Consider the following 26,516-nt stretch of genomic DNA (forward strand, 5'->3'; position numbering starts at 1 on the left):
TGATGCTAAAAGTATTATTGCTCTTTGTGTTGTTGCTCGCGGGTATCGTGGTCGGCCCGATGATAGCCGGTCACCAGGGCTATGTGTTAATCCAGACCGATAACTACAACATTGAAACCAGCGTAACCGGACTGGCGATCATTCTCATCGTCACTATGGTGGTGCTATTCGCCATTGAGTGGTTGCTACGCCGTCTGTTTCGTACCGGCGCGCACACCCGCGGTTGGTTTGCCGGACGTAAACGCCGTCGCGCCCGCAAACAGACCGAACAGGCGCTGCTGAAGCTGGCGGAGGGCGACTATCAGCAGGTTGAAAAGCTGATGTCAAAAAATGCCGATCATGCTGAACAGCCGGTGGTGAATTATCTGCTGGCGGCAGAAGCGGCGCAGCAGCGCGGCGATGAAGCGCGCGCCAATCAGCACCTTGAACGTGCGGCAGAGCTGGCGGGGAACGACACCATCCCGGTCGAGATCACGCGCGTGCGCTTACAGCTAGCGCGCAATGAAAATCATGCGGCGCGTCACGGCGTGGACAAACTGCTGGAGGTCACGCCGCGTCACCCGGAAGTCCTGCGTCTGGCGGAGCAGGCCTATATTCGCACCGGCGCATGGAGTTCTTTACTGGATATCATCCCATCCATGGCAAAAGCGCACGTCGGCGATGAAGCGCATCGCGCCATGCTCGAACAACAGGCGTGGATAGGACTGATGGATCAGGCGCGCGCCGAGCAAGGCAGCGAGGGATTACGCACCTGGTGGAAAAACCAAAGCCGTAAAACCCGCCATCAAGTGGCGCTTCAGGTCGCGATGGCCGAGCATCTGATCGAATGTGACGATCATGATATGGCGCAGCAGATTATCATCGACGGTCTGAAACGCCAGTATGACGATCGGCTGGTGCTGCCAATTCCTCGCCTCAGAACCAATAATCCGGAACAACTGGAGAAAGTACTGCGCCAGCAAATCAAGACGGTAGGCGATCGCCCGCTGTTATGGAGCACGCTCGGCCAGTCGCTGATGAAACACGGTGAATGGCAGGAGGCAACCCTGGCTTTCCGCGCCGCGCTGAAACAACGCCCGGACGCGTATGATTATGCCTGGCTTGCCGATGCGCTCGATCGACTGCATCAACCGGAAGAAGCCGCCACCATGCGGCGCGACGGCCTGATGCTGACGCTACAGAACAATTCCCCGCAGTAATCGTCTGCTGCCCGGTGGCGTTTTTGCTTACCGGGCCCGCACTGCCTCCCGGCAAAAATCTCTTTTAGCCATAAATAAAAAAACGCCTGCCGGTTAGGGGCAGGCGTCAAAACAGGTCTGTATGACAACATAAAGGGGTGCTTCACTCAACGTTGTGTCCAGGGTGTTTGATGAGGCATAAGCGACATCTGTCAGTGGACGATAAGCACCGTAAACGGCTCTGCATCATTCCTGAGTTTATGAGGCCAAAAGGCGAGCATAAGAGATGGAATGAGCATCTACCCGTATATTATTGCACATAACGTGCCATCTTTGCACCGCTAAAAAACAGGCGCTGGTGTTAAAAAAACGTAGAGAATTCACGCGATTGTCATCTTCCCGCCGCTGGCGAGGCTTTAGCATGTCGCCCGATGGAGACAGAACAGGATGCTTTTTATAAAGTGATTATTAATCAATAGATTATTCGTCACCGAACAGCGACAAATGAAGACAAGGATATCGCCAATAAATCACAATGATAACTCGTGCGGGATAAAAGGTTGAAAAGGAACAGAAAACAAAAAACCCCGCCGAAGCGGGGTTCAAAATTGGTCGGCGAGAGAGGATTCGAACCTCCGACCCACTGGTCCCAAACCAGTTGCGCTACCAAGCTGCGCTACTCGCCGATATACTGCTTTTTTGAATTTTTAGTTCAATTCATTGAGTCGTGGTGCGAGGGGGGGGACTTGAACCCCCACGTCCGTAAGGACACTAACACCTGAAGCTAGCGCGTCTACCAATTCCGCCACCTTCGCGTTTCACAACTCTATATTAATGGGGTGGCTAATGGGATTCGAACCCACGACAACTGGAATCACAATCCAGGGCTCTACCAACTGAGCTATAGCCACCACTGAAACTTTTTACGCGGTATTAAACCACCGCAGCTCAAGCACCTAAATAAATGGTACGCCCGACAGGATTCGAACCTGAGACCTCTGCCTCCGGAGGGCAGCGCTCTATCCAGCTGAGCTACGGGCGCTTAGCGCCGTTGCGGGGGTGGATAATACGGACTTCACACCCCGCTGTCCAGTGCCTTTTTAAATAAAATGCGCGTTTGGTTATGCTTTGCGCATTTTGGCGCTTATTCCCCCACCTTGTGGGCGGTTCCGTGACGATTCAGGCCGAAAACTTTATAGATCAGCGTCACGGCCAGCAGGAAGATGACGCCGACAAACAGCGACATGCGCGTATCTTCATTAAAGTACATGCCGATTAAAACGCAAACCAGAAACGCCATCGTCAAATAGTTCGCCCACGGGAACATAATGGAACGAAAAGGATGATCCGCAATCGCTTCTTTATGCGCCCGACGAAAGCGCAGTTGGCTAATCAGAATGACAAACCACGGCACCATCCCCGGCAGTACGCTGGCGCTATAAACGTACACAAAGACGCGCTGCGGATTGGGGATGATGTAGTTCAGGCAGGAACCTACCAGCAAAATCAAAATAGAGAGCGCCACGCCCGCGACCGGTACGCCGTGGCGGGAGACTTTCGCGACTGCCGCCGGCAGTTGACGGTTTTTCGCCAGCGCGTAAAGCATACGCCCACAGCTATACATTCCGCTGTTACAGCCGGAGAGCGCCGCCGTCAGCACGACAAAGTTGATAATGCCTGCCGCAGCGGTGATGCCAATTTTCGCGAAGGTGAGCACAAAGGGGCTGCCGTTGCTGCCAATCTCATTCCACGGGAAAATAGTGACGATAACGAAAATCGCACCCACATAAAAAATCAGGATACGCCATAGCACCTTACCCACCGCGCTACGCAACGTCACCTGCGGATTCTTCGCTTCACCGGCGGTAATTCCGATCAGCTCAACCCCCTGATAAGAGGCCACCACGATACATAATGCGGTCAGAAAGCCTTTCCAGCCGCCGGCAAAAAAGCCGCCATGCTCAGTCAGATTACCAAAGCCAATCGCCTGGCCGCCGTTACCAAAACCGAAGAAAATCACCCCCAGGCCGATGATGATCATCACAATAATAGTGGTGACTTTGATCATCGCAAACCAGAACTCGATTTCACCATACAGGCGCACCGCAGCCAGATTCGCCAACGCGACCAGTCCTACAGCAATCAGCGCCGGTATCCACTGCGCCATCTCCGGAAACCAGAACTGGACGTAGACCCCAATGGCGGTAATTTCCGAGATCCCGACCGCCATCCACATAAACCAGTATGACCAGGCGGTAAGATAGCCAAAAAAGGGACTCATATACCGGTGGGCGTACACGGCAAAGGAGCCGGTAACAGGTTCCAGAAAGAGCATCTCCCCCATTGAACGCATGATGAAAAAGACGAACAATCCGGCGATGATATACGCCAGCAGCACTGACGGGCCCGCCCATTTCAGCGTACTGGCAGCGCCCATAAAGAGTCCGACGCCGATGGTGCCCCCGAGGGCAATCAATTCAATATGACGAGCTTCCAGCCCACGCTGTAGCTCCGGTTTTTTCTCTGCCATAAATCCTCATGTCGTGTTTGCAACGGTTCCGGTAGTACCGGTTATTGTTATGGGTACATCGATTGTTGCGAATATTTTCTTAAATTTGGACAAATGGCAAATGAAGCATTAAAAAAATGCACTTATTGTGTAAGAAAGCATCGATTATGTTATGAATAAGCAGCGCCATAAGCACAATCCGCTGCTCAAGTCATCAGAAGGGGGAATTAGAGATCGCCAGTATAGTGCCAGCGAAGGTAGCGCAGCAGACGCATCTGGCGGGTAATACGACTCGGTTGGGAAAGCAGACGATACAACCACTCCAGCCCCAGGTTCTGCCATATTTTCGGGGCGCGTTTGACGTGACCGGTAAACACATCATAGGTGCCGCCCACGCCCATATATAGCGCATGGGGATGCACTTCCCGACAATCGCGCATTAGCAATTCCTGTTTTGGCGATCCCATCGCGACGGTGACAATTTTCGCGCCGCTGGCATGGATTCGCCCAAATAGCGCCTGACGCTGCTCCGGCGTAAAGTAACCATCCTGGCTACCCACAATATTGACGTTCCACTGCGTCCGCAGTTTTGCTTCCGTCTGCGCCAGCACCTCAGGCTTGCCGCCGACAAGAAATACCGGCGTGCCTTCTTTACCCGCGCGCGCCATTAACGCTTCCCAAAGGTCGGCGCCAGCCACGCGAGAGACCTGCGCCTGCGGAAATTTTTTACGTATTGAACGCACCACGCTGATGCCATCGGCATATTTAAATTCCGCCGCTGCTATCAACGCGCGTACTTCCGGATTATCTTCCGCCGTCAGCAGCTTTTCGGCGTTGATCGCCACCAACGTGCCTTGCTTCAGTTGACCATCGGCAAACAGATAATTCAGCGCATGTGACATGTCGCGCCAGCCAATCAGAGGTAAGCCACGCAGCGAGTAAAGGGGCGCAGCGGCATTATTGGTCATAGTTTTCCTTCCACCTGTGCCTGAGGGAGCGAAGTTGTACGTTTATGAATTAGTCCGGCGCTATCAAATAGCCAGAACAGAAGCTTAGCGACCAGCAGGCTGGTGCCAAAAACCACCAGGAAGAAAACCACGCGCGAGACAAACGAATCCAGCCCTTCTCGCGCCAGCACAATCATATTAAAGATGGCGCCAAAGCAGAAACTGTGCAGAATCGCCGCCTTATAACGATTGGTCTCCCGGTTACCCAGTTCATACAGCCAGTCGAACCATTTGATAATCAGCCCGACGACGATCGCGCCGAGCGGAATAAACAGCGCCCCGCCCATGACCACCAGCGAACCGATAAGCGTTGGCGATATCGCCAGGCCGGAATGGTTATTCAGGACTTCCCAGGTAAAGTAATTCGCAGAATTCAGCACGATACTGGGTCGTCCCGGCCATAGCCAGGTGGGAATAAAGACGTAGAAATCACGCACGATAGGGGCCAGCCCCTGAAAATCAATATTATGGTAATTTTGCAATAGCAGCGCCAGATTCTCCCACGGCGAAAAGGTATCGCGCGTCAGATAAAGAAACGTATAGAACGCTTCATCGCCGCTCACATTTAATCCGTAGCGTTTGAGCGCCAGCCAGAACATACCGACAATCCCCAGTATGCCCGCCGCCGCCAGCATCCACAGGCTGATCCAGCCCCGAATAATGCCGATAAACAGGAAGATAGCAAACGCAATAATGATGTTGGCGCGCGTACCGCCGACAATCATATAGGTCAACAGACCAAACGCGACGGTACTCACCAGAAAGAACAGCCACGCTTTGCTGTCCTGGCGCAGGAAATAGACCACCAGCATTGCCGGAATGAAGAAATAGAAGAACCGTTTTAACGCCACACCGGAAACTTCGCTGGAAAAGATCTGGCTGTAGGAGTGCAGCCGGAACAGCAAAAAACCGTTATGCATAAAGAAAATCCCGACGCTCACCAGCGCGATGCCCATCAGGATCACCCAGGTAAGGTGGGTTTCCACCCGATTCATGGTAAATAGCGGCTTGCGTGGTACATCCACAACGCGTTTGCGTAAACGCGTTTTATAGGTCACGTAATACACGCCGTAGAAACAGGCGGCGGATAATAAAGCCTGCAATAAGATTTCCGGCGGCGCGACGCCAACGTCGAAACGGAACACCAGCACGCTGGTTAACGGAAAACCAAAAAAGAAGGTCAATAAAAACAGCAACGAAAAGAAAACGTTAAAATTAAAACGCACGCGGCGGAATTCAAACCAGGTCAGCGTGGCGATAAACAGCGTAGAAAGCAGCCAGACCACCAGCAGCCCGCTGAATTGCATCAAACTCATTCGGCTTCTCCTGCGGCGACTCTCAACGCATTATGCCACGGTTGCAGGTAATTGGGGCTAAAGAAGGTGATGCCGCTTTTATCTACCGATGCGAGCTGACGCTGCGCCTCGCGCACCACCTGCTCATTCAAATCATCGGTGGTAAACAGAACGGGCAGATGCTGTTCCGCCATATCCTGCCAGAAAGGGTTGTCACGATTCAGTACGCACGGGATATCGGCCTGAATTAGCAGACACAACGTCCCAATCCCCTGTTGGCGGGCAAAAATAAAATAACCGAGGTCGCACTGACGAAGCAGCGCAAGATAGGCATCAAATTCCATTTTTTCACTAAGAATTTGCAAATTTTCATCGCTAAATAGCGTCAGACCTGCCTGACGAACCTCATCAATATAGGCCTGGTTATTGACCGGATAGCCCATCGGCACCACCACGTTTACCGTATCGCCAAACTGCTGATACACCGCCCGTAACGCCGCAATATGCTCGTTACTGCGATCGCCGGAGTTACCTACCAAAATAGTCAATTTCCCCGCACGTTGGCGCTCTTTTGCCATAGAATTCAGGGAAGGGTCCATGCGCGTCGGGAAATAGAGTAACTCGCCGCGTACGCCCGGGTGCTGGCGCGCAAAATAGCTGAGATCGCCGCGCGTCGCGAATACGCCCCCTACTCGCCCCTGCGCGATACGACGAAGCGGGTAGAAAAGGCGGAATTTCAGCCCGCTGGACACTTCGTAGAGATCCGCGCCCCAGATATGCCAGTAAAACTGGGCGGGCTTAATACCGCCGCTTAACAGCGCCAGCCACAGGCTGGTGTTGAATTGACCGTGAAAGAAGAAGCGCTGTCGACGATTTGCTTTCGCTTTGGCGATGACCGCCTGAGCCAGCGCTTTCTTACTACCATAAAAGCGAAGCGAGAGCGCCGGACAGCTTTCCGTGAAGCCGTTATCCTCGCCGGCAACCATAAATTCGCGCGCGTGCTCGCTTGTGGCAGCCAGCGTATCATTGAAAAACCGCAGCACGGTGTGGTTATGGTGAGGGATATCCGATCCCAGGACGTGAATCAGTACAGTCATGCTCGCCTACGCCAGAGTAAAAATATGCCGCAACAAAGTGAAAAATAGACAATATAGGTGGCCATATAAGCCTGTGCCGCACCCAGTGCGCCGTGAGCGGGAATCAGCCAGTGAGCGAACGCCGTTAACAGAATGAACTGGCTAATTTCGGCCAGAATGTAAAATCGCAACGACGCTTTGGCAATCACCAGATAACCGAAAACATAGGCGCCGACTTTCAGCACGTCACCCACTAACTGCCAGGCGAACAGATCGCGCATCGCGGTGAATTTAGCGGAAAAAAGCAGCCAGATAGCAAAATCGCGCAGTAGCCAGACGGTAAAACTCGCGGCCGCGACCGCCGGTAAAACAAATTTCAGCGCTTTTACCACCTCACGCGTAATGTCCTGTTTTTCCGTCAGGCGTGAAAGCGTGGGTAACAGGTAAACACTAAAAGAGGCGGTGATAAATTGCAGATAGGCGTCAGAAATGCTGCTTACGCCCTGCCAGATCCCGACATCGCTCCAGCTATAGTGCGCGGCCAGTTGGTTTCGCATCATCACATAGGCGACCGGCATCGTAACGGAGGTAATCAGCGCCATCAGGGTAAATTTACTGAGCTGCCCTGCCAGACCGTTGTCCCAGGAGGGCCTGAGATAGTGTAGCGGGACGGTGCCGCGCTTAATCAATATCATACCGGCAGGCACTACCACCAGCGCCGGCACCAGCGCCAGGCCAAGCAACGCGCCTTCATAGCCGCCAACACGGTAGCAGAGATACCAGGCGGCGACGCCCAAAAAGCTGCCGACAATTAACGATAAGGCATTACCCGACGCGTCACGAAAGCCCTTCATCAGCGCCAGCAGCAGGTTCGCCCAGGCGATCCCCATTTGTACCAGCGCAACCAGACGCACCAGCCCTTGATAGTCCGTGTGACCGAACAGTCCCTGGCTAATCGGCGCCGCCGCCAGCAGGAAGACCAGCGCCAGTAGCGTAGAGAAACCCAATACCATCGCGGAGGAGGTTCCCACCACGGTACGTAACTGCGCCGGGTCATCATGATGTTGTGCGACGAGTTTGGTCACGCCGTTAAATATCCCGGCACCCGCCAATACGCCCAGCACGGTGATCATCTGGCGGAAGTTACCCGCTTGTCCGACGCCCGCCGGGCCAAAAGAGACGGCCAGCAGTTTCACCACCAGCAGTCCGGCGCCAATTTTTACCAGCGTACTGACCGCCGTCCACAGGGAGGCTTTAGCAAGCGACATATCAGGAGAAATAATTTAGCAAGGTGGCAATCACCGTCCGTTGATCGACGGGCGCAAGATTATAAAACAGCGGCAGACGCAGCAAACGTTCGCTCTCTTTTGTGGTGTAGACATCGTCCCCGATAAACTCGCCGAATTTATCGCCCGCCGGACAATCATGCAGCGGAATGTAATGGAATACCGCCATGATTTCCGCCTCTTTCAGGAAATTAATTAGCGCGCTGCGATCGGCGATATCCCGCAGTTTGATGTAAAACATGTGGGCATTATGCCCGCAGTTTTCCGGAATAGAAGGCAGCTCGATACGCCCGGCGCGCGCCAGCGGGGTTAACGCATCGTAGTAAGTCCGCCACAGCGACAGACGCTGTTGATTGATACGATCGGCGGCCTCCAGTTGCGCCCACAGGTAGGCAGCCTGCAGATCGGACATCAAATAACTGGAGCCGATATCCCGCCAGGTGTATTTATCCACCTGACCACGGAAGAACTGACTGCGGTTGGTGCCTTTTTCGCGGATGATCTCCGCGCGTTCAATCAGCGCCCGATCGTTAATCAACGTCGCACCGCCTTCGCCACCAGCGGTGTAATTTTTGGTTTCATGGAAACTAAAACAGCCGATATGACCGATCGTCCCTAACGCGCGGCCTTTGTACGTGGACATCACGCCCTGGGCGGCGTCCTCGACAACGAACAGATTATACTTATCCGCCAGCGCCATGATGACGTCCATTTCACAAGCGACGCCAGCGTAGTGTACCGGCACGATAGCGCGGGTCTTATCGGTGATCGCCGCCTCAATCAGCGTTTCGTCAATATTCATCGTATCCGGACGAATATCGACAAACACAATTTTCGCGCCGCGCAGGACAAAAGCGTTAGCGGTGGAGACAAACGTAAAGCTCGGCATGATCACTTCATCGCCGGGCTGAATATCCAACAACAGGGCCGCCATCTCCAGCGACGCGGTACAGGAAGGCGTCAGCAACACCTTCGCGCTGCCGAAATGTTGCTCCAGCCACTGCTGGCAACGACGCGTAAAGCCGCCGTCACCGCACAGTTTGCCGCTGCTCATTGCAGACTGCATGTATTCGAGTTCGGTTCCCACCACCGGCGGCGCATTAAAAGGAATCATGTTGTCACCTGTATAACCAGTACGCAGTGCTTTCGATGTTGGCACCGCTTTGTATGTAACGTTTAAGCGCGGCGGTGTTGCCCAACTGGGTCGCCACCCGCAATGTTGCTTTGCCGCGACGCAGCGCCCAACAGATCGCCGCCTGCATAAGTTCCGCTCCCGCGCCGCGTCCGGCCAACAGACCGATGCGCGCGTCGGTATCATTCAATTCCCGCAGCGAGACGTAACCGCGGATAGCGCCTGTTTCCGTGCGAAGCACCAGGCATTGGTGATCAAACGTGCCGCGTACCGCATTCTCAATCCACTGGGCGTAAAAACGGGCGCTGGCGTCGGGCGCATACCACGGCGCGCGAAAACGACTCTGCGTAAACGCCTCTCCGGCCAACTGACGCAAAGCAGGGATGTCCGTAAGGCGTGCAATTTCCGCGCCATGCTGGTAGGCATGCCCTTTTACCGGCAACGCAAAATCCACCTCGCCTTCAACCAAAGAGAATCCCAGCGATTGCAACGCCGACAGCCAGGCGATGTTTTCAGCCGGTACTTTTACCTGCACGCGTTGCCACGCCTGCAGCGCTTCTGGCGTTAATTCGGGCGCTGAGGCATCGATACGCACAATGCCGCTATTCACGCCAAAGAACGTATTTTCCCAGAGTAACGGTTCAATACTGGCGCGGACGGGCACGGAGCAACTCCAGTAAATATTGGCCATAGCCGGTTTTTTCAAGCTGACTGGCGGCGCGTTTCAAACCATCATCATCCAGCCAGCCGTTGCGCCAGGCAATTTCCTCCAGACAGGCAATTTTGAAGCCCTGGCGCTTTTCCACCGTCTGCACAAAAGTGCTCGCCTCAATCAGGCTGTCGTGGGTGCCAGTATCCAGCCAGGCGAAGCCGCGGCCCAGCAGTTCAACGGTCAGCTTACCTTCCTCCAGATACATCTGGTTGATAGAAGTGATCTCCAGCTCACCACGCCCGGACGGTTTCACGCGCTTCGCATACTCGACGACCTTGCTGTCATAGAAATAGAGGCCGGTGACCGCCCAGTTAGATTTAGGCTGTTTCGGCTTTTCTTCCAGCGAGAGCGCGCGAAAATCATCGTCAAACTCCACGACGCCAAAGCGTTCCGGGTCCATGACCTGATAGCCAAATACCGTGGCGCCTTCGGTACGCGCCGCGACCTGACGGAGTTTGGGACTAAAGCCCTGACCAAAAAAGATATTATCGCCTAATACCAGGCAGGAAGGTTCACCGTTGAGGAACGCTTCGCCAATGATAAAGGCCTGTGCCAACCCATCCGGACTGGGCTGCTCGGCATAGTGTAAATCGATACCGAACGCTGCGCCGTCGCCCAACAAACGCTGAAAGTCGCGTTTATCTTCCGGCGTGGTGATGATCAGGATCTCACGAATGCCCGCCAGCATTAGCACCGATAACGGATAATAAATCATCGGCTTGTCGTAGACGGGCAGAAGCTGCTTTGATACGCCGCGCGTAATGGGATGCAACCGGGTACCGGAACCTCCCGCCAGAATGATGCCTTTCATTCGTTTCTCCTCCAGGAGTAAGAGCCTGCCGTTTAGCGTTTCAGACCTAAGCGTTCGCCCTGATAACTGCCATCCTGCACGGGTTTCCACCAGGCCTCATTGGCGAGATACCACTGAACGGTTTTTCGCATCCCGCTTTCGAAGGTTTCCTGCGGCGTCCAGCCCAGCTCGCGGGCGATTTTCGACGCGTCGATGGCATAACGTAAGTCATGACCGGGCCGATCGTCGACAAAGGTAATCAAATCGTGATAATTCGCCACGCCCTGCGGTTTTTGCGGGGCCAACTCCTCCAGCAGAGCGCAAATCGTCCTGACTACATCCAGATTTTTGCGTTCGTTATGACCGCCGATATTATACGTTTCGCCCACCGCGCCGTTCGTCGCCACGTGATACAACGCGCGGGCGTGATCCTCCACATACAGCCAGTCGCGAATTTGCTGACCGTTGCCATAGACCGGCAATGGTTTACCCGCCAGCGCGTTCAGAATCATCAGCGGAATCAGTTTTTCCGGGAAATGGTAGGGCCCGTAGTTATTAGAGCAGTTGGTGACAAGCGTAGGCAGACCGTAGGTACGTAACCAGGCGCGTACCAGATGGTCGCTGCTGGCTTTGGAGGCGGAGTAAGGGCTGCTTGGCGCATATGGCGTGGTTTCGGTGAAGAAATCGTCTGCGGTATGCAGGTCGCCATACACTTCATCGGTGGAGATATGATGGAAGCGGAACGCCGCTTTAGCGTCCGCGTCAAGCGCGGACCAGTAAGCGCGAGCGGCCTCCAGCAAGGTGTAAGTACCAACGATATTCGTTTCAATAAACGCCGCCGGGCCGTCGATGGAACGGTCTACATGGCTTTCCGCCGCCAGGTGCATCACGCTATTGGGCTGATAATGCTGGAAAATTCGCTCCAGTGATGCCCGATCGCAGATATCCACCTTCTCAAAGGCGAAACGGTCGCTTTGCGCCACCGACGCCAGAGACATCAGGTTGCCCGCATAGGTGAGTTTATCCACCACCACCACCGCGTCTGCCGTTTCATGGATGATATGCCGCACCACCGCAGATCCGATAAAGCCTGCGCCGCCAGTCACCAGAATGCGTTTCATCAGCGCCAGACTCCTTTGGTATCGACCACATAACGCTGATGAACCGCATCGCCGCGAATCGCTTTAAATTCGTCGTGATCGACCAGCATCACCAGCACATCGGCGGCGGCCAGCGCCGCGTCCAGTTTCGCCAGCGTGCAAACTCCATCTAATTTTTTCGGCAACTGACGAATATTCGGCTCGACGACCAGGGTTTCGCCGCTGTGCCAGCGGGCGATACTTTGCGCGATCCCCATCGCCGGGCTTTCGCGCAGATCGTCGATATTCGGCTTAAAGGCCAGCCCAAAACAGGCGATTTTCACTTCGCTGGCGCGTTTATCGGTGGCCGCCAGGCAATCTGCGACCGCGGCTTTTACCTGGTCGACCACCCAGTGCGGTTTGCCGTCGTTCACTTCACGCGCGGTGCGAATCAGTCTCGCCTGCTGCGGATTTTGCGCCACAATAAACCACGGATCGACTGCAATGCAGTGCCCGCCAACGCCGGGGCCCGGCTGCAAAATATTGACGCGCGGATGGCGGTTCGCCAGGCGGATCAATTCCCAGACGTTAATCCCCTGATCGGCGCAAATCAGCGACAATTCATTCGCAAAGGCGATATTCACATCACGGAAGCTATTTTCTGTCAGCTTGCACATCTCTGCGGTGCGCGAGTTGGTGACAACGCATTCGCCCTCAAGGAAAATTTTGTACAGCGCGCTGGCGCGAGCCGAACATACTGGCGTCATACCGCCAATCACGCGGTCATTTTTAATGAGTTCCACCATCACCTGACCCGGCAGCACACGCTCCGGACAATAGGCGATATTAACGTCGGCCTGCTCGCCCGCCTGCTGGGGAAAGGTCAGATCCGGACGCATCCCGGCCAGCCAGCCAGCCATTTGCTCCGTTGCGCCAACCGGCGATGTCGATTCCAGAATCACCAGCGCCCCTTTTTTTAATACGGGCGCAATGGATTTCGCCGCGGCTTCCACATAAGCCATGTCAGGGTCGTGATCGCCTTTGAATGGCGTCGGCACTGCAATCAGGTATGCATCGGCCTCGACAGGCGTCGTCGTTGCACGCAGAAAGCCACCTTTCACCGCCATCTTCACTACATTGCCCAACGCCGGCTCCACGATGTGAATTTCACCGCGATTTATGGTGTCTACCGCATGTTGGTTGATATCCACGCCGATAACCTGCTTCTGACGGGAAGCAAAAGCGGCCGCAGTGGGTAATCCGATATACCCCAGCCCAATAACAGAAATGGTCGTAAAACTCATAACGATACCCGATAACTTTTTAACGCCTGTAAAATGCGCGCGCATGACTGCCCGTCGCCATAAGGATTATGGGCGCGGCTCATGGTTTGATATTCATTTTCGTCGTGCAGCAGACGCATGACTTCCGCCACAATGCGCCGGGAGTCCGTGCCGACCAGCCTTACCGTACCGGCGGTAATCGCTTCCGGACGCTCTGTGGTTTCACGCATGACCAATACCGGTTTACCCAGTGACGGCGCTTCTTCCTGAATACCGCCGGAATCCGTCAGAATGAGCCAGGCGTGATTCATCAGCCAGACAAAAGGTAAGTAGTCCTGCGGCTCAATCAGTACTACGTTTTCAACATGCCCGAGGATACGGTTGACAGGTTCGCTGACGTTGGGATTGAGATGCACCGGATAGACAATTTGCACATCCTGGTTCGCTGCGGCGATTTCCGCCAGCGCATGGCAGATATGCTCAAAGCCCTGACCAAAGCTTTCACGTCGATGACCGGTCACCAGAATCATCTTCTTATTCACGTCGAGGAAAGGATACTGCTCGGCCAGTTCAGCCTGTAATGTATCGCTCGCCAGAACGCGATCGCGTACCCAGATCAGCGCATCGATAACGGTATTGCCGGTGACAAAAATGCGCCCATCCGGAATATTCTCCCGCAACAGATTCTGCCGCGAGTTTTCGGTCGGCGCAAAGTGGTACATCGCCAGATGTCCGGTCAGCGTGCGGTTTGCCTCTTCCGGCCACGGGGAATAGAGATCGCCGGTTCGCAACCCAGCTTCTACGTGCCCCACCGGAATACGTTGATAGAAAGCCGCCAGGCTGGTAGCAATCGTAGTGGTGGTATCGCCATGAACCAGCACCACATCAGGTTTAAAATCTGCCAGGATCGGCTTTAATCCCTCCAGAATTCGGCAGGTAATTTCCGTCAACCCCTGTCCCGGCTGCATAATATTGAGATCGTAATCAGGCACAATAGAAAAAAGAGTTAATACCTGATCAAGCATCTCCCGATGCTGCGCAGTAACGCATACTTTGGCCTCGAAATGAGGATCTTTTTCCAGCGCATGGACCAGAGGCGCCATCTTAATGGCCTCCGGTCGTGTACCAAATACAGTCAGTACTTTCACATCGATTCTCTTCGAATAGACAGCAGGGGCCCAGCCCCCTACTGCAGAGGTGTTGCTAAATCGTGCGGCGACGGGTTAAGGCAACGCCCGCACCGATTAGCGCCCCAACGATACCCCACATGATCATCAGGAAGGCTCGGCGTGGGCTATCACGTTTTACCGGTTCTTCCGGCGTACGCAAATAACGATAGGTCTGAAAACGAGGGTCCAGGGTCGGCCCCACATTAAGCGTATTCAACATTGCCCGATTTTGAAAGTAGTCCAAATCGAACGCAGGGCCAACCGCTTGCAGGTTTTCAAGACGCGCCTGTAACATAGGGCGACCGAGTAAAAAAAGCTCTGAGTCCGGTAATTCATCCGCCGGGACATCCGTCGCGCTACGAGAAATATTATGTTGTTCCGCAATTTTGAGCGCCTGCTCAATACTGTTTACACGACGTGAATAGATCGCTTTCGCAACCTCTTCCTGCCGTTTGACCTGCGCTTTCATCTGCACGGTACGCGCAGCCCAGGCGCCTTTTAATTCATCATTCAGATGGCTCGCCGCCCGCTGACTGGCGAACGCGACATACTGACGCAGCAGATTATTGGCGTCCGGCGCGGTTTCAGCAATCAGCTTCACGTTGTCGTTGATAGCGCGTGTAAAATCACCTGGCGTAAACTGAATGTTATTGATCAGTTCATCAAGCATCGCCGCATCAGCTTTGCTATTCCCGACCATTCGCTGCTTATAATAATCCGTCTGTAACCAGAAATCGCGACGCGTATCCCAGGAGGCAAGCTGCATGATGAACTCTTTATACGCTTCGTCCATCACCGAGGGCTTATCGGAAGAGGCGGGATCGGTCTTAATATCCAGATTGCGCAGAAACTGTTGCTGGGAGTAATAACCGCCCAACATATTTACGGTTGGGCGATCGGTGATCGCCGTCGCGCTCCACTCCTGACGAGCAAAAAAGGTATAGGCTAACGCGATAAGGGCAAATAGCAGGCCAATGCCGATAATCCAGAATTTGCCGGCCCATAAAGTACGAAACAACCCGCGAATATCCAGTTCATTTTCAGCGCTCACCGCGCGTGCCCCCGGTAATGGTTGTGTCATCGTATCCTCATTTACTTAGTTAAGTTTGGCCGGTTCTCACGGTGCCTGCGCAGGCGGCGTTTCACACGCTTAATAAATCTCGCCACCTTCCAGGCCCGCTTAATACAGTAGCCATAGAGGAAGAATGCTAGCAAAAAGAGCACCAACATAACCCACTCAGGAACAAAATGAGAATATTCTGCCGTTACGCCTACTCCCGCCAGAATGGCGGCAGCAAGCGTAATCAGTACAAACGCCTGACGAGAGGTAAATCCGGCGCGCATGATAAGGTGGTGAATGTGTTGACGATCGGGTGAGAAGGGACTCATTCCTTTACGCAGACGGCGATACATAATCGCCACCATATCCATCAGCGGGATAGCGATAATCCATAGCGCGGTAACCGGACTAATAGGGTGAGTTTTCCCCTGCGTCGTTTCCAGTAAGATCCAAATAACGGTAAAACCAATCAGAGTACTACCGGCATCACCCATAAAGACTTTATAACGCCGCCCCAAAATACCAAGATTAAGCATAATGTAAGGCAGAATTGCGGCGATCATGGCGAAGCACCATATTGCCAGGCTGGTTTGGCCATCAAACCATAAAATCAGCCCCATCGCCGCAAATGAGACGCTGGATAGCCCGCCCAGCAGGCCGTCAATACCGTCAACCATATTGAAGGCGTTGATCGCCGCCCATACGGCAAACAGAGTAAGGAAATAACCGAAGGGACCGAGTACCATCTCCCAGGAGCCAAAGATATAACCGAGGCTGCTAAGATAGAGTTTACCGAATACCATCATAATGATACCGATCGCAGCCTGTATGGTCGCACGGATCTTTACGCTGATATCAAAACGGTCGTCCAGCGCACCGATAAGAACCAGTACGCCCGCACAGGAAAGATAAAGCGACGCATGAGGAATATAGTGATCAACGATTCCGAATGTGAAGCAAATCCCTGCGTAAACCGAAATCCCTCCAACCAACGGTATCAGCCCCTGGTGGCGTTTACGGAAGTTGGGTTTATCCACTAAACCGATTTTTTTTGCGACCTTACGCGCAAAAAACAGGAACAGTGTCGTGAATAAAAAAATACTGATGAGATCAGTACTCACGGTCAGTAAATTCACAATGCGTGCTCTCAGATAAAATTAATACCAGAAGTATAACCATGAAGACCTTTATTCAGAAGGGAAACCCTGCTCTGAATCAGGCAGAATTGTTTAAATATCAACCACACGATACCGATAACGAATGGATCGCGAAGCCCCGACCCGGTTTATCATCGTTTTGTAAATGTGTCGTTAAGATTACAGATATAAAACAAAAACGCCACGTAAAAACGTGGCGTTTTCAGGTAAAGACCAGATTATGAGCGCTTCATCATCTCGAAAAAGTCGTCATTAGTTTTGGTCATCGCCAGTTTGTTAATGAGGAATTCCATCGCGTCAATTTCACCCATCGGATGGATGATTTTACGCAGTATCCACATTTTCTGCAGCTCTTCCTGGGTGGTAAGCAGCTCTTCTTTACGCGTACCGGAACGGTTGTAGTCGATAGCCGGGAAGACACGTTTTTCAGCGATCTTACGCGAGAGATGCAGCTCCATGTTACCAGTGCCTTTAAACTCTTCGTAGATAACTTCGTCCATCTTGGAACCGGTATCGATCAGCGCCGTCGCGATGATAGTCAGGCTACCGCCCTCTTCCACGTTACGCGCCGCACCGAAGAAACGCTTCGGACGATGCAGGGCGTTAGCGTCCACACCACCGGTCAGTACTTTACCGGAAGCTGGCACCACGGTGTTGTAGGCACGCGCCAGACGGGTGATGGAGTCGAGCAGGATGATAACGTCTTTTTTGTGTTCAACCAGACGTTTCGCCTTCTCGATAACCATTTCGGCAACCTGAACGTGGCGGGATGCCGGTTCGTCAAAGGTAGAAGCAACGACTTCGCCTTTCACCAGACGCTGCATCTCGGTCACTTCTTCCGGACGTTCGTCGATCAACAACACCATCAGCACGCAGTCTGGATGGTTATACGCAATGCTCTGCGCGATGTTCTGCAGCAGCATGGTTTTACCCGCCTTCGGCGGCGCGACAATCAGACCACGCTGGCCGCGGCCAATCGGCGAAGCCAGATCCAGAACGCGCGCCGTTAAGTCTTCGGTAGAACCGTTACCACGTTCCATACGCAGACGAGAGTTTGCGTGCAGCGGGGTTAAGTTCTCAAAGAGGATTTTGTTACGGGCGTTTTCCGGTTTATCGTAGTTAACTTCGTTAACTTTCAACAGCGCAAAATAGCGTTCCCCTTCTTTCGGCGGGCGAATCTTACCAGAAATGGTATCACCAGTGCGGAGGTTGAAACGGCGGATTTGGCTGGGGGAAACGTAGATATCATCAGGACCGGCGAGGTAGGAGCTGTCTGCAGAACGGAGGAAACCAAATCCATCCTGCAGTATCTCCAGCACACCGTCGCCAAAGATATCTTCGCCACTCTTTGCGTGCTGCTTCAGGATGGCAAAAATAATGTCCTGCTTGCGCATACGGGCCAGGTTTTCCAGCCCCATACTTTCGCCGAGAGTGATCAGCTCAGAAACCGGCGTATTCTTTAATTCGGTAAGATTCATAATGGTGTGAGTTCTTAAACTTGGGGTAAATCTCGAACTTAATGTTGTGAATGGTATGGCAGGGTCATCCATGCCTGTTTACGGCTATCAACTCATGTCTGTTCGCTGTCTGGTCACAGGAAAGTACGCAGAACTGAAACGACAAGACGGAATGAGCGAAGAGCCAGGAATCTTTCCACTTCTCGTGCGAGAAAAAACGGGAAGTGACGGATAAAACCAGATTCAAACTTAATAAGGTATGTTTAATTCGAAGTCAATACTAACTTAGCACGACTCAGACCGGGCGTCCAGAGATCCTGACAATTTAAGAATAACGAAAGGACAACGGACGCCACGAAACTGCCTGATACCTTAATCATTCGTCGAATGACAGACCCCTGACCATACAGCGCCTTTATCATTCGACGTATAAACGGTATTACGCCAGATTGGCGTCGAGAAACTCTTTCAACTGACCTTTAGACAATGCGCCTACTTTGGTTGCCGCCACTTCGCCGTTTTTAAACAGCAGCAGAGTCGGAATACCGCGGATGCCATATTTAGGCGCAGTACCTGGATTCTGGTCAATGTTCAGTTTGGCAACAGTCAATTTGCCCTGATATTCGTCAGCGATTTCATCCAGAATCGGAGCGATCATTTTACACGGTCCGCACCACTCTGCCCAGAAATCAACGAGGATAGCCCCGTCCGCTTTGAGTACATCCGTGTCAAAACTGTCGTCAGTCAGGTGAATAATTTTATCGCTCATATATAACTCCACAGGAATAAGCCTGGCGTGTTGGTGTAGCATTAACCAACGAGGTGCTGATGTTAACTTCGCCAACAAAGGTTGACTTTATTTCACCGGATACGCTTTCGTAAAGCAATAGTAAGCTGATATTCTACCACACTATGAGCAAAACACATTTAACAGAACAGAAGTTTTCCGACTTCGCCCTGCACCCACAGGTGGTTGAAGCCCTTGAAAAAAAAGGGTTTTATAATTGTACGCCCATTCAGGCACTGGCCCTTCCGCTAACGCTGGCGGGTCGTGACGTTGCAGGGCAGGCGCAAACCGGTACCGGGAAAACGATGGCGTTTCTGACGTCAACGTTTCATTATTTACTTTCTCATCCCGCGATCGACGATCGCAAGGTGAACCAGCCGCGCGCGCTGATCATGGCACCGACGCGTGAATTAGCCGTACAAATTCACGCCGACGCGGAACCGTTGGCGCAAGCGACAGGCTTAAAATTAGGCCTGGCTTACGGCGGCGATGGTTACGACAAACAGCTTAAAGTGCTGGAAAGCGGCGTTGATATTCTTATCGGTACGACGGGCCGACTGATCGACTACGCCAAACAAAATCACATTAACCTCGGCGCCATTCAGGTCGTCGTACTCGATGAAGCCGATCGCATGTACGATTTGGGCTTTATTAAAGATATCCGCTGGCTGTTCCGTCGTATGCCGCCGGCTGCGCAGCGTCTGAATATGTTGTTCTCCGCCACCCTGTCTTACCGGGTTCGCGAACTGGCGTTTGAACAGATGAACAACGCCGAATATGTTGAAGTTGAACCGGAGCAAAAGACCGGCCACCGCATTAAAGAAGAGCTTTTCTACCCCTCTAATGAAGAGAAAATGCGTTTACTGCAAACGCTGATCGAAGAAGAGTGGCCAGATCGCGCCATTATTTTCGCCAACACCAAGCATCGTTGCGAAGATATCTGGGGACATCTGGCGGCAGACGGCCATCGTGTTGGTCTGTTGACCGGCGACGTCGCGCAGAAAAAGCGCCTGCGGATTCTGGATGAGTTCACCCGCGGCGATCTGGATATTCTTGTGGCGACCGATGTTGCGGCGCGCGGGCTGCATATTCCCGCCGTAACGCACGTCTTTAACTACGATCTGCCGGACGATTGTGAAGACTATGTTCACCGTATCGGTCGTACCGGTCGCGCAGGCGCCAGCGGACATTCCATCAGTCTGGCTTGCGAAGAATATGCGCTGAATTTGCCCGCCATTGAGAGCTATATCGGCCACTCGATTCCGGTCAGCAAATACAATCCGGAAGCGCTCATGAACGATCTGCCCAAGCCGTTGCGCCTGACGCGTTCGCGCCCTGGCAATGGTCCGCGCCGCGCTGGCGCTCCGCGTAATCGTCGTCGTTCAGGTTAAGAAAAGTTATGCCATACACAAAATCATTTAGCCTGTATCAAGGCGGCAAGAAAACGAATCCCGATAAGCTTACTTTAGTAAGTGATTTGGGGGAGAGTACGCAGCCAACACGGATACAGGTTGAAGGATGAAGTGTATGAATTCTACCTCGTTGTATGCAGCCATTGATCTCGGTTCCAATAGTTTTCATATGCTGGTCGTACGTGAGGTGGCGGGAAGCATCCAGACGCTGACCCGAATAAAACGCAAGGTGCGTCTGGCCGCTGGTCTGAACAGCGACAACCGACTTTCAGCCGAAGCGATGGAACGCGGCTGGCAATGCCTGCGCCTGTTTGCTGAACGTTTGCAGGATATTCCACAGCCGCAAATCCGCGTGGTTGCCACCGCAACATTGCGTCTCGCCGTCAATGCGGGTGAATTTATCGCAAAAGCGCAGATCATCCTCGGTTGTCCGGTGCAGGTTATCAGCGGCGAAGAAGAGGCGCGGCTGATTTATCAAGGTGTCGCTCATACCACTGGCGGCGCAGATCAGCGGCTGGTGGTGGATATCGGCGGCGCCAGTACTGAACTGGTTACCGGCACTGGCGCACAAACCACGTCGCTGTTTAGCCTGTCGATGGGCTGCGTAACGTGGCTTGAACGCTATTTTAGCGATCGTAATCTGGCGCAAGAAAACTTTGATGATGCGGAGAAGGCCGCGCGCGATGTGCTGCGTCCGGTCGCCGATGAACTGCGTTTTCATGGCTGGAAAGTCTGCGTGGGTGCCTCCGGCACCGTACAGGCATTGCAGGAAATCATGATGGCGCAGGGGATGGACGAGCGCATTACGCTCGCCAAACTGCAGCAGCTAAAACAACGCGCGATACAGTGCGGGCGTCTGGAAGAGCTGGAAATCGAAGGCCTGACGCTGGAACGCGCGCTGGTTTTCCCAAGCGGGCTGGCTATTCTGATCGCGATATTTACCGAGTTGAACATCCAGTGCATGACGCTGGCAGGCGGCGCGTTACGCGAAGGGCTGGTGTATGGGATGCTGCACCTGGCGGTGGATCAGGATATCCGCAGCCGCACGCTGCGAAACATTCAGCGTCGGTTTATCGTCGATACCGATCAGGCGAATCGCGTAGCGAAGCTGGCGGATAACTTCCTCAAACAGGTAGAAAATGAATGGCATATTGAGCCTATCAGTCGTGAACTGTTGCTTAGCGCCTGCCAGTTGCATGAGATCGGTCTGAGCGTTGATTTTAAACAGGCACCCTATCATGCCGCCTATTTAGTACGCCATTTGGATCTGCCTGGCTATACGCCCGCGCAGAAAAAGTTGCTCGCTACCCTCTTACTGAATCAGACCAATCCGGTCGATCTCTCTTCGCTTCATCAGCAAAACGCGGTACCACCCCGTGTTGCGGAACAGCTATGCCGTTTGCTGCGACTGGCGATTCTCTTTGCCGGTCGCCGTCGTGACGATCTGGTACCAGAAATTACGCTACAGGCGCTAAATGAAAATCTGACGTTAGCCTTGCCTGACGGCTGGCTGGCGCATCACCCGCTGGGTAAAGAGTTGATTGATCAGGAAAGCCAGTGGCAAAGCTATGTACACTGGCCGCTGGATGTTCGCTAAACGTAGTCTGATTTCCGGATGGCGCTTCGCTTATCCAGCCTACGGTTTCGCTCGCTTTGCCGCCATCATGGCTTTTAGATTAGCCAGGTGACTTTGCCCTTTTTGCATTCGTTCTTCGGCGCTCACCACTTTGCGCTCCAGTTCCCAGATTAAATCATCCTGCGGCAGTTCCAGCAGGAAGCGACTGGGTTCCGGGCGTACCAGTTCCCCATACTGACGGCGCTCTTTACATAATGTAAAGGTGAGCTCTTTCTGCGCGCGGGTGATCCCGACATAGGCCAGCCGACGCTCTTCCTCAATATTATCTTCGTCAATGCTGCTTTGATGCGGCAAAAATCCTTCTTCCATTCCCACCATATACACATACGGGAATTCCAGCCCCTTCGAAGCATGAAGCGTCATCAACTGTACCTGATCCAGCTCTTCTTCGCTCTCGCCTCGTTCCATCATATCGCGCAGCGTAAAGCGTGTAACCACCTGGGTCAGCGTCATCGGCTCATCAAGTTCGTTGCCTTCCAGCATTTCGGTCATCCAGCTAAAGAGCTGGTTAACGTTTTTCATACGCATTTCCGCCGCTTTGGGACTCGGCGAGGTTTCGTACAACCAGGATTCATAATCAATACCGTGGATGAGATCGCGCACGGCGGCGATAGGCTCGCGTTCGGCCAGACGCTGGATTTCCCCCAGCCAGTGGGTAAAACGCGTCAATGAATCGTAACCACGCCCGGTCAGCTTCTGGCTAAGCCCCATATCAAAGCTGGCGGTAAACAGGCTTTTATTACGCGTCATTGCCCATTCACCCAGCTTTTGCAGAGTGGCCGAACCGATTTCGCGTTTTGGCGTATTCACGATGCGCAGGAAAGCGCTGTCATCATCCGGGTTGGTCAACACCCGCAGGTAGGCCAGCAGGTCTTTAATCTCAGGACGGGAGAAGAACGATGTGCCGCCGGAAATTTTGTACGGAATACGGTTCTGCATGAGGAATTTTTCAAATACCCGCGACTGATGGTTCCCGCGATACAGAATGGCGTAATCCTTGTACTGGGTCTTGTTCACAAAGTGATGGGCAATCAGTTCGCCGGTAACGCGCTCAGCTTCATGCTCTTCATTGTTTGCGCTTAACACTTTGAGTTCCGCGCCGTAACCGAGTTCGGAAAAGAGGCGTTTTTCAAAGACGTGCGGATTATTGGCGATAAGAATATTCGCCGCTTTCAGAATGCGGCCCGAAGAGCGATAGTTTTGTTCCAGCTTGATCACCTGCAACGCCGGGAAATCCTGGCTCAGTAACACCAGGTTTTGTGGGCGCGCCCCACGCCAGGAGTAGATAGACTGATCGTCATCGCCCACCACGGTAAAGCGCGCACGTTGCCCGACCAGCAGCTTAACCAGCTCATACTGGCTGGTATTAGTATCCTGATATTCATCCACCAACAGATAACGAATTTTATTCTGCCAGCGCTCGCGTACCTCGTCATTGCGTTGCAGCAGCAGCGTCGGCAGCAGAATCAAATCATCAAAATCGAGAACGTTACATGCCTTCATATGGGCGTCATAAAGCCCGTAGCAGTGGGCAAAAATACGATCGCGTTCACCTTTTGCCTCCGCCGCTGCCTGCGCAGGCGTTTTGAGATCGTTTTTCCAGTTGGAGATCGTGGAAATCAGCTGTTGTAACAGAACTTTGTCGTCTTCGATCAGGCCTTCGGTCAGCTCTTTGAGCAAGGCGACCTGGTCGGTATCGTCAAACAATGAAAAGTTCGATTTCATCCTCAGCGCAGCGTACTCGCGCTTAATAATATCCAGCCCAAGCGTATGAAAGGTGGAGATCATCAAACCGCGCGCTTCCTTACGACCGAGCGTCTGCCCGACGCGTTCTTTCATTTCGCGCGCCGCTTTATTGGTAAACGTCACCGCCGCAATATGCCGGGCCTGATAGCCGCATCCGCGGATCAGGTGAGCGATTTTATTGGTAATTACGCGAGTTTTACCAGAACCCGCCCCAGCCAGCACCAGGCAGGGTCCGGTGACGAATTCGACAGCGTGTTGTTGGCCGGGATTTAAACGCATGGGAATAGTGCTCAATCTTCGAACGGGGGAGGGATTGTAGCAGAAAGCGAGGCTCAGAGAAGACCAGGCTGCCTTTTCTGGCAGCCTGGAAAAGGTCAATCAGCAGGCTCTGGCGGCAAGCGGCGTATAGCCATTACGCTGCGCACTCTTGATCCAACTGTAAGAACCCATTAGCGCGATCGCCGTCAGCAGAACATACTCAAGCGACATCGCATAAACGCCTTGTACCGCATAGATCACAACACTAATCACATCAATAATCACCCACAGCAGCCAGTTTTCCACGTACTTGCGGGTCATCAGCACCATCGCCGCAATCGACAACACCAGCATGGTGGAATCCCAGAACGGGAACGCGTCCGGCTGGAGTTCAGGCATCGCCACCTGAATACCTACCGTTTGCAGCAGGGCGAGCATAACGCGGGTCAACATAGCAAAGACCGGATCGATAAACCACGTCATCAGCAGAATGGCGATAATACATATGCCCCCCAACCTCCATGTTTGTTGACGAGAGAGCCAGCGTACTTTCAGAGCGGCTTCCTGGGCGTCATTCTGCCGGCTCCATGCGTACCAGCCGTAAATATTCGCCGCAAAGAAAAACACCTGAAGTAGCAAGCTGGCATATAGTTGAATCTGAAAAAAGATGGCGGCAAACAGAGTGACGTTAATCAAGCCAAACAGGTAATTAATGATTTTTTCCCGGCTGGCGCACCAGATGCACAATAAGCCAAAGACGGTGCCGATAGCCTCAATCCACGACAGCGCATACCCACCCTCGCCGAGAGGAATGTTGACCATTACATTGTTAATGCTGAAAAAGTCCATCATTGCTCCCCTTGCAAACTATCGAAATAAATGGCCTGAAGCGCCAGAGAAATCTGGCGTTCTTCACCTTGCTGGCACAAGGTTTCCTGCTGAACATAATGGTTAATACTGCTCTCCAGACAGCCATTATGCGCGACGACCACGTTTAGCAACGACGCTGTACGCAGCCCACGTAACGCCCCCACGACCATCAGCGCGGCGGTTTCCATATCCGCGCCGAGAACCCCCCTGGCCGACCATTCGGCATCCAGTTCAGCTTCGCGATCGGTATAAAAGCTGTCATGGCTGCGTACCAGTCCACAAACGGCAGAGATGTTCATCTGTTTCGCCTGCTGTATCAGCGTGGCGGTAAGATACGGGTCCGCACAGGCCGGATAACTGGCGGGCGCATAGGTTTTGCTGGCGCCGTCGTCAGCCACCGCGCCGTGGGCGATGATCACATCGCCCAACGCCAGCGAGTCCTGCAACGCGCCGCAACTACCGATACGGATTAGCGTGTTGACACCAACCTGGCGTAACTCCTCGATGGCGATAGCGGTTGATGGTCCGCCGATTCCCGTGGAAAGCACGACTATTTCAACGCCCCGATACCAGCCGCACGCCGCGCGAAATTCCCGGTTTTGCCCCAGAATTTTAGCCTTATCAAGAAAACGGGCGATTCTATCCACCCGCCCGGGATCGCCGGGCAAAAGCGCATATTTCGCGCAGGTCATGCTTGTGTTAAGCCGAATATGGGGTTGCATCTCCCGTCTCCTTATTGTTCTGAGAGGTTCAGATTTCCGCCTCCTGTTTGAGTTTTTCAGGAGCCAGTAAAATGATCCGCTCACCGTCGGTATCGATAATGTTCAGCGATTTCAGATCGTGCAGTATCCGGTTGATACTGCGCGTCGTCGCCGCAAATTCCTGACCAAGATTCTGCTTATCAAGCAAAATAATGGTTGATTCATATTGTTGATAACGCAGCCATAATGCCTGGCATACGCGCTGATGCAGCGAGTACAAATTGTCGCTACTGGCCTTTTTCGACAACTGGTAATACTGTTGACTGAAAAACCGCAGCATTCGCTGGTTAAAATGGTTATCCAGCGTTAGCCAGCGGCAAAAATGCGCTTGCGGCAGGCTGAGTAGCTGTACATTGCCGACGGCTACGACAGAACAGATGTAATGCCGCGACTCAAATATCTCCAGCTCGCCCAGCATGTCGCCTTTGCCATAACGCGCCTGCCGGTAACGGCGTCCATCTTCAGCTTCGTAAAAAACATCCACCTCGCCGGCCACGATGAGCGAAAATTGCTGGCATATTTCCCCCTGGCGGCAGATAAGCGCACCGCGGGAAATGTCGTCAAATCGCCAGCACTGCATGATTTCCAGCGGACAATATTTGAGTAATTCATAGAGCACAGGGTCGCGTACGACCTGGCGTAGCCCTAAAAGCCAGTCGTCTGGAAATTCTGCGTTTTTCATTATGTTCATGGTATCTCGCCCCTTGTCAGAAAGGACAGGACCGCCGTCCCGCACATCCGCAATACGCCCGCTAAAAATGCCGCTTATCTCCCGGTTCATTAAATCAGGCGGGACATCTGTCCTGTAATGGCGAAGAGTATATGTCTGACAGCCTAAGGAGTGATAAAGTGACGG

General features: G+C 53.2%; 23 protein-coding genes and 4 tRNA genes. 3 read left to right on the forward strand and 24 right to left on the reverse strand.

Features of this window, described 5'->3' with window-relative positions:
- Positions 1 to 2 precede the first annotated feature (2 nt).
- The gene (hemY, locus tag F4V72_RS22060) at positions 3 to 1,199 is read left to right on the forward strand and encodes a protoheme IX biogenesis protein HemY (protein ID WP_044136175.1); all 1,197 of its coding nucleotides are present in this window, start codon (positions 3 to 5) and stop codon (positions 1,197 to 1,199) included.
- Positions 1,200 to 1,787: 588 nt separating this feature from the next.
- Here the strand turns inward: hemY and F4V72_RS22065 are convergent.
- The 20 genes from F4V72_RS22065 to trxA all read right to left on the reverse strand — a co-directional run bounded on the left by F4V72_RS22065 (position 1,788) and on the right by trxA (position 18,959).
- Positions 1,788 to 1,864 (reverse strand) — tRNA-Pro (locus tag F4V72_RS22065).
- A gap of 42 nt (positions 1,865 to 1,906) precedes the next feature.
- Positions 1,907 to 1,993, reverse strand: a tRNA-Leu gene (locus tag F4V72_RS22070).
- Between the two features lie 20 nt (positions 1,994 to 2,013).
- A tRNA-His gene (locus F4V72_RS22075) sits at positions 2,014 to 2,089 on the reverse strand.
- A gap of 54 nt (positions 2,090 to 2,143) precedes the next feature.
- Positions 2,144 to 2,220, reverse strand: a tRNA-Arg gene (locus tag F4V72_RS22080).
- 102 nt (positions 2,221 to 2,322) lie between these two features.
- Positions 2,323 to 3,708, reverse strand: coding sequence for a bifunctional threonine/serine APC transporter ThrP (gene thrP, locus F4V72_RS22085; protein WP_023247385.1), 1,386 nt, complete (start codon positions 3,706 to 3,708; stop codon positions 2,323 to 2,325).
- 206 nt (positions 3,709 to 3,914) lie between these two features.
- Positions 3,915 to 4,655 (reverse strand): lipopolysaccharide N-acetylmannosaminouronosyltransferase, encoded by a 741-nt coding sequence (wecG, locus tag F4V72_RS22090; RefSeq protein WP_023247384.1) that lies wholly within the window; start codon positions 4,653 to 4,655, stop codon positions 3,915 to 3,917.
- A complete protein-coding gene (gene wzyE / locus F4V72_RS22095) occupies positions 4,652 to 6,010 on the reverse strand; it encodes an ECA oligosaccharide polymerase (protein WP_063389949.1) in 1,359 nt (452 codons plus the stop codon). The genes wecG and wzyE overlap by 4 nt, the downstream gene beginning before the upstream one ends.
- Entirely contained in the window at positions 6,007 to 7,086 is a 1,080-nt protein-coding gene (locus F4V72_RS22100) for a TDP-N-acetylfucosamine:lipid II N-acetylfucosaminyltransferase (protein WP_053510977.1), read from the reverse strand. The genes wzyE and F4V72_RS22100 overlap by 4 nt, the downstream gene beginning before the upstream one ends.
- Complete coding sequence (gene wzxE, locus F4V72_RS22105) at positions 7,083 to 8,333, reverse strand: lipid III flippase WzxE (protein WP_023247381.1); 1,251 nt, start codon at positions 8,331 to 8,333, stop codon at positions 7,083 to 7,085. The genes F4V72_RS22100 and wzxE overlap by 4 nt, the downstream gene beginning before the upstream one ends.
- Position 8,334: 1 nt before the next feature.
- The gene (gene rffA, locus F4V72_RS22110) at positions 8,335 to 9,465 is read right to left on the reverse strand and encodes a dTDP-4-amino-4,6-dideoxygalactose transaminase (RefSeq protein ID WP_023247380.1); all 1,131 of its coding nucleotides are present in this window, start codon (positions 9,463 to 9,465) and stop codon (positions 8,335 to 8,337) included.
- Positions 9,466 to 9,469: 4 nt separating this feature from the next.
- Positions 9,470 to 10,147, reverse strand: coding sequence for a dTDP-4-amino-4,6-dideoxy-D-galactose acyltransferase (gene rffC / locus F4V72_RS22115; protein ID WP_136058584.1), 678 nt, complete (start codon positions 10,145 to 10,147; stop codon positions 9,470 to 9,472).
- Positions 10,125 to 11,006 carry a glucose-1-phosphate thymidylyltransferase RfbA gene (gene rfbA, locus F4V72_RS22120; RefSeq protein ID WP_023185210.1) on the reverse strand — a complete coding sequence of 294 codons (882 nt, stop codon included), beginning with the start codon at positions 11,004 to 11,006 and terminating at the stop codon, positions 10,125 to 10,127. The genes rffC and rfbA overlap by 23 nt, the downstream gene beginning before the upstream one ends.
- A 32-nt stretch (positions 11,007 to 11,038) precedes the next feature.
- Complete coding sequence (rffG, locus tag F4V72_RS22125) at positions 11,039 to 12,106, reverse strand: dTDP-glucose 4,6-dehydratase (RefSeq protein ID WP_114049232.1); 1,068 nt, start codon at positions 12,104 to 12,106, stop codon at positions 11,039 to 11,041.
- A complete protein-coding gene (wecC, locus tag F4V72_RS22130; RefSeq protein ID WP_053510970.1) occupies positions 12,106 to 13,368 on the reverse strand; it encodes a UDP-N-acetyl-D-mannosamine dehydrogenase in 1,263 nt (420 codons plus the stop codon). The genes rffG and wecC overlap by 1 nt, the downstream gene beginning before the upstream one ends.
- Positions 13,365 to 14,495, reverse strand: a complete 1,131-nt coding sequence (gene wecB / locus F4V72_RS22135; protein ID WP_023247375.1) for a non-hydrolyzing UDP-N-acetylglucosamine 2-epimerase — start codon at positions 14,493 to 14,495, stop codon at positions 13,365 to 13,367. The genes wecC and wecB overlap by 4 nt, the downstream gene beginning before the upstream one ends.
- A 55-nt stretch (positions 14,496 to 14,550) precedes the next feature.
- On the reverse strand, positions 14,551 to 15,597 hold the full coding sequence (gene wzzE / locus F4V72_RS22140; RefSeq protein WP_000193413.1) for an ECA polysaccharide chain length modulation protein: 1,047 nt from the start codon (positions 15,595 to 15,597) through the stop codon (positions 14,551 to 14,553).
- Positions 15,598 to 15,608: 11 nt separating this feature from the next.
- Positions 15,609 to 16,712 carry a UDP-N-acetylglucosamine--undecaprenyl-phosphate N-acetylglucosaminephosphotransferase gene (gene wecA / locus F4V72_RS22145; RefSeq protein WP_023247374.1) on the reverse strand — a complete coding sequence of 368 codons (1,104 nt, stop codon included), beginning with the start codon at positions 16,710 to 16,712 and terminating at the stop codon, positions 15,609 to 15,611.
- Between the two features lie 239 nt (positions 16,713 to 16,951).
- Positions 16,952 to 18,211: a transcription termination factor Rho gene (gene rho / locus F4V72_RS22155; protein ID WP_001054532.1), complete on the reverse strand. Its 1,260-nt coding sequence runs from the start codon at positions 18,209 to 18,211 to the stop codon at positions 16,952 to 16,954.
- A gap of 87 nt (positions 18,212 to 18,298) precedes the next feature.
- Positions 18,299 to 18,382 carry a rho operon leader peptide gene (locus F4V72_RS24560; RefSeq protein WP_134820045.1) on the reverse strand — a complete coding sequence of 28 codons (84 nt, stop codon included), beginning with the start codon at positions 18,380 to 18,382 and terminating at the stop codon, positions 18,299 to 18,301.
- A gap of 247 nt (positions 18,383 to 18,629) precedes the next feature.
- Positions 18,630 to 18,959: a thioredoxin TrxA gene (gene trxA, locus F4V72_RS22165; protein ID WP_001280776.1), complete on the reverse strand. Its 330-nt coding sequence runs from the start codon at positions 18,957 to 18,959 to the stop codon at positions 18,630 to 18,632.
- A 143-nt stretch (positions 18,960 to 19,102) separates the two neighbouring features.
- On the opposite strand from trxA, the gene rhlB reads away from it, so the two are divergent.
- Together rhlB and gppA are read left to right on the forward strand one after the other, a co-directional pair.
- Positions 19,103 to 20,368 (forward strand): ATP-dependent RNA helicase RhlB, encoded by a 1,266-nt coding sequence (gene rhlB, locus F4V72_RS22170; RefSeq protein WP_000047525.1) that lies wholly within the window; start codon positions 19,103 to 19,105, stop codon positions 20,366 to 20,368.
- Positions 20,369 to 20,504: 136 nt separating this feature from the next.
- Positions 20,505 to 21,986 carry a guanosine-5'-triphosphate,3'-diphosphate diphosphatase gene (gene gppA, locus F4V72_RS22175; protein WP_136058585.1) on the forward strand — a complete coding sequence of 494 codons (1,482 nt, stop codon included), beginning with the start codon at positions 20,505 to 20,507 and terminating at the stop codon, positions 21,984 to 21,986.
- A gap of 39 nt (positions 21,987 to 22,025) precedes the next feature.
- On the opposite strand, the gene rep is transcribed toward gppA, so the two are convergent.
- From rep to F4V72_RS22195, 4 genes are all read right to left on the reverse strand, one after another.
- On the reverse strand, positions 22,026 to 24,050 hold the full coding sequence (gene rep / locus F4V72_RS22180) for a DNA helicase Rep (protein ID WP_070804303.1): 2,025 nt from the start codon (positions 24,048 to 24,050) through the stop codon (positions 22,026 to 22,028).
- Positions 24,051 to 24,149: 99 nt separating this feature from the next.
- Complete coding sequence (gene pnuC, locus F4V72_RS22185) at positions 24,150 to 24,878, reverse strand: nicotinamide riboside transporter PnuC (RefSeq protein WP_001804215.1); 729 nt, start codon at positions 24,876 to 24,878, stop codon at positions 24,150 to 24,152.
- On the reverse strand, positions 24,878 to 25,621 hold the full coding sequence (locus F4V72_RS22190) for a nucleoside phosphorylase (RefSeq protein ID WP_023247370.1): 744 nt from the start codon (positions 25,619 to 25,621) through the stop codon (positions 24,878 to 24,880). Before F4V72_RS22190 ends, pnuC begins: the two co-directional genes overlap by 1 nt.
- A gap of 28 nt (positions 25,622 to 25,649) precedes the next feature.
- A complete protein-coding gene (locus tag F4V72_RS22195; protein WP_024149609.1) occupies positions 25,650 to 26,351 on the reverse strand; it encodes a Crp/Fnr family transcriptional regulator in 702 nt (233 codons plus the stop codon).
- Between the last annotated feature and the right edge of the window lie 165 nt (positions 26,352 to 26,516).

The sequence above is a fragment of the Salmonella enterica subsp. diarizonae genome, from assembly GCF_008692785.1.
Lineage (GTDB): Bacteria > Pseudomonadota > Gammaproteobacteria > Enterobacterales > Enterobacteriaceae > Salmonella > Salmonella diarizonae.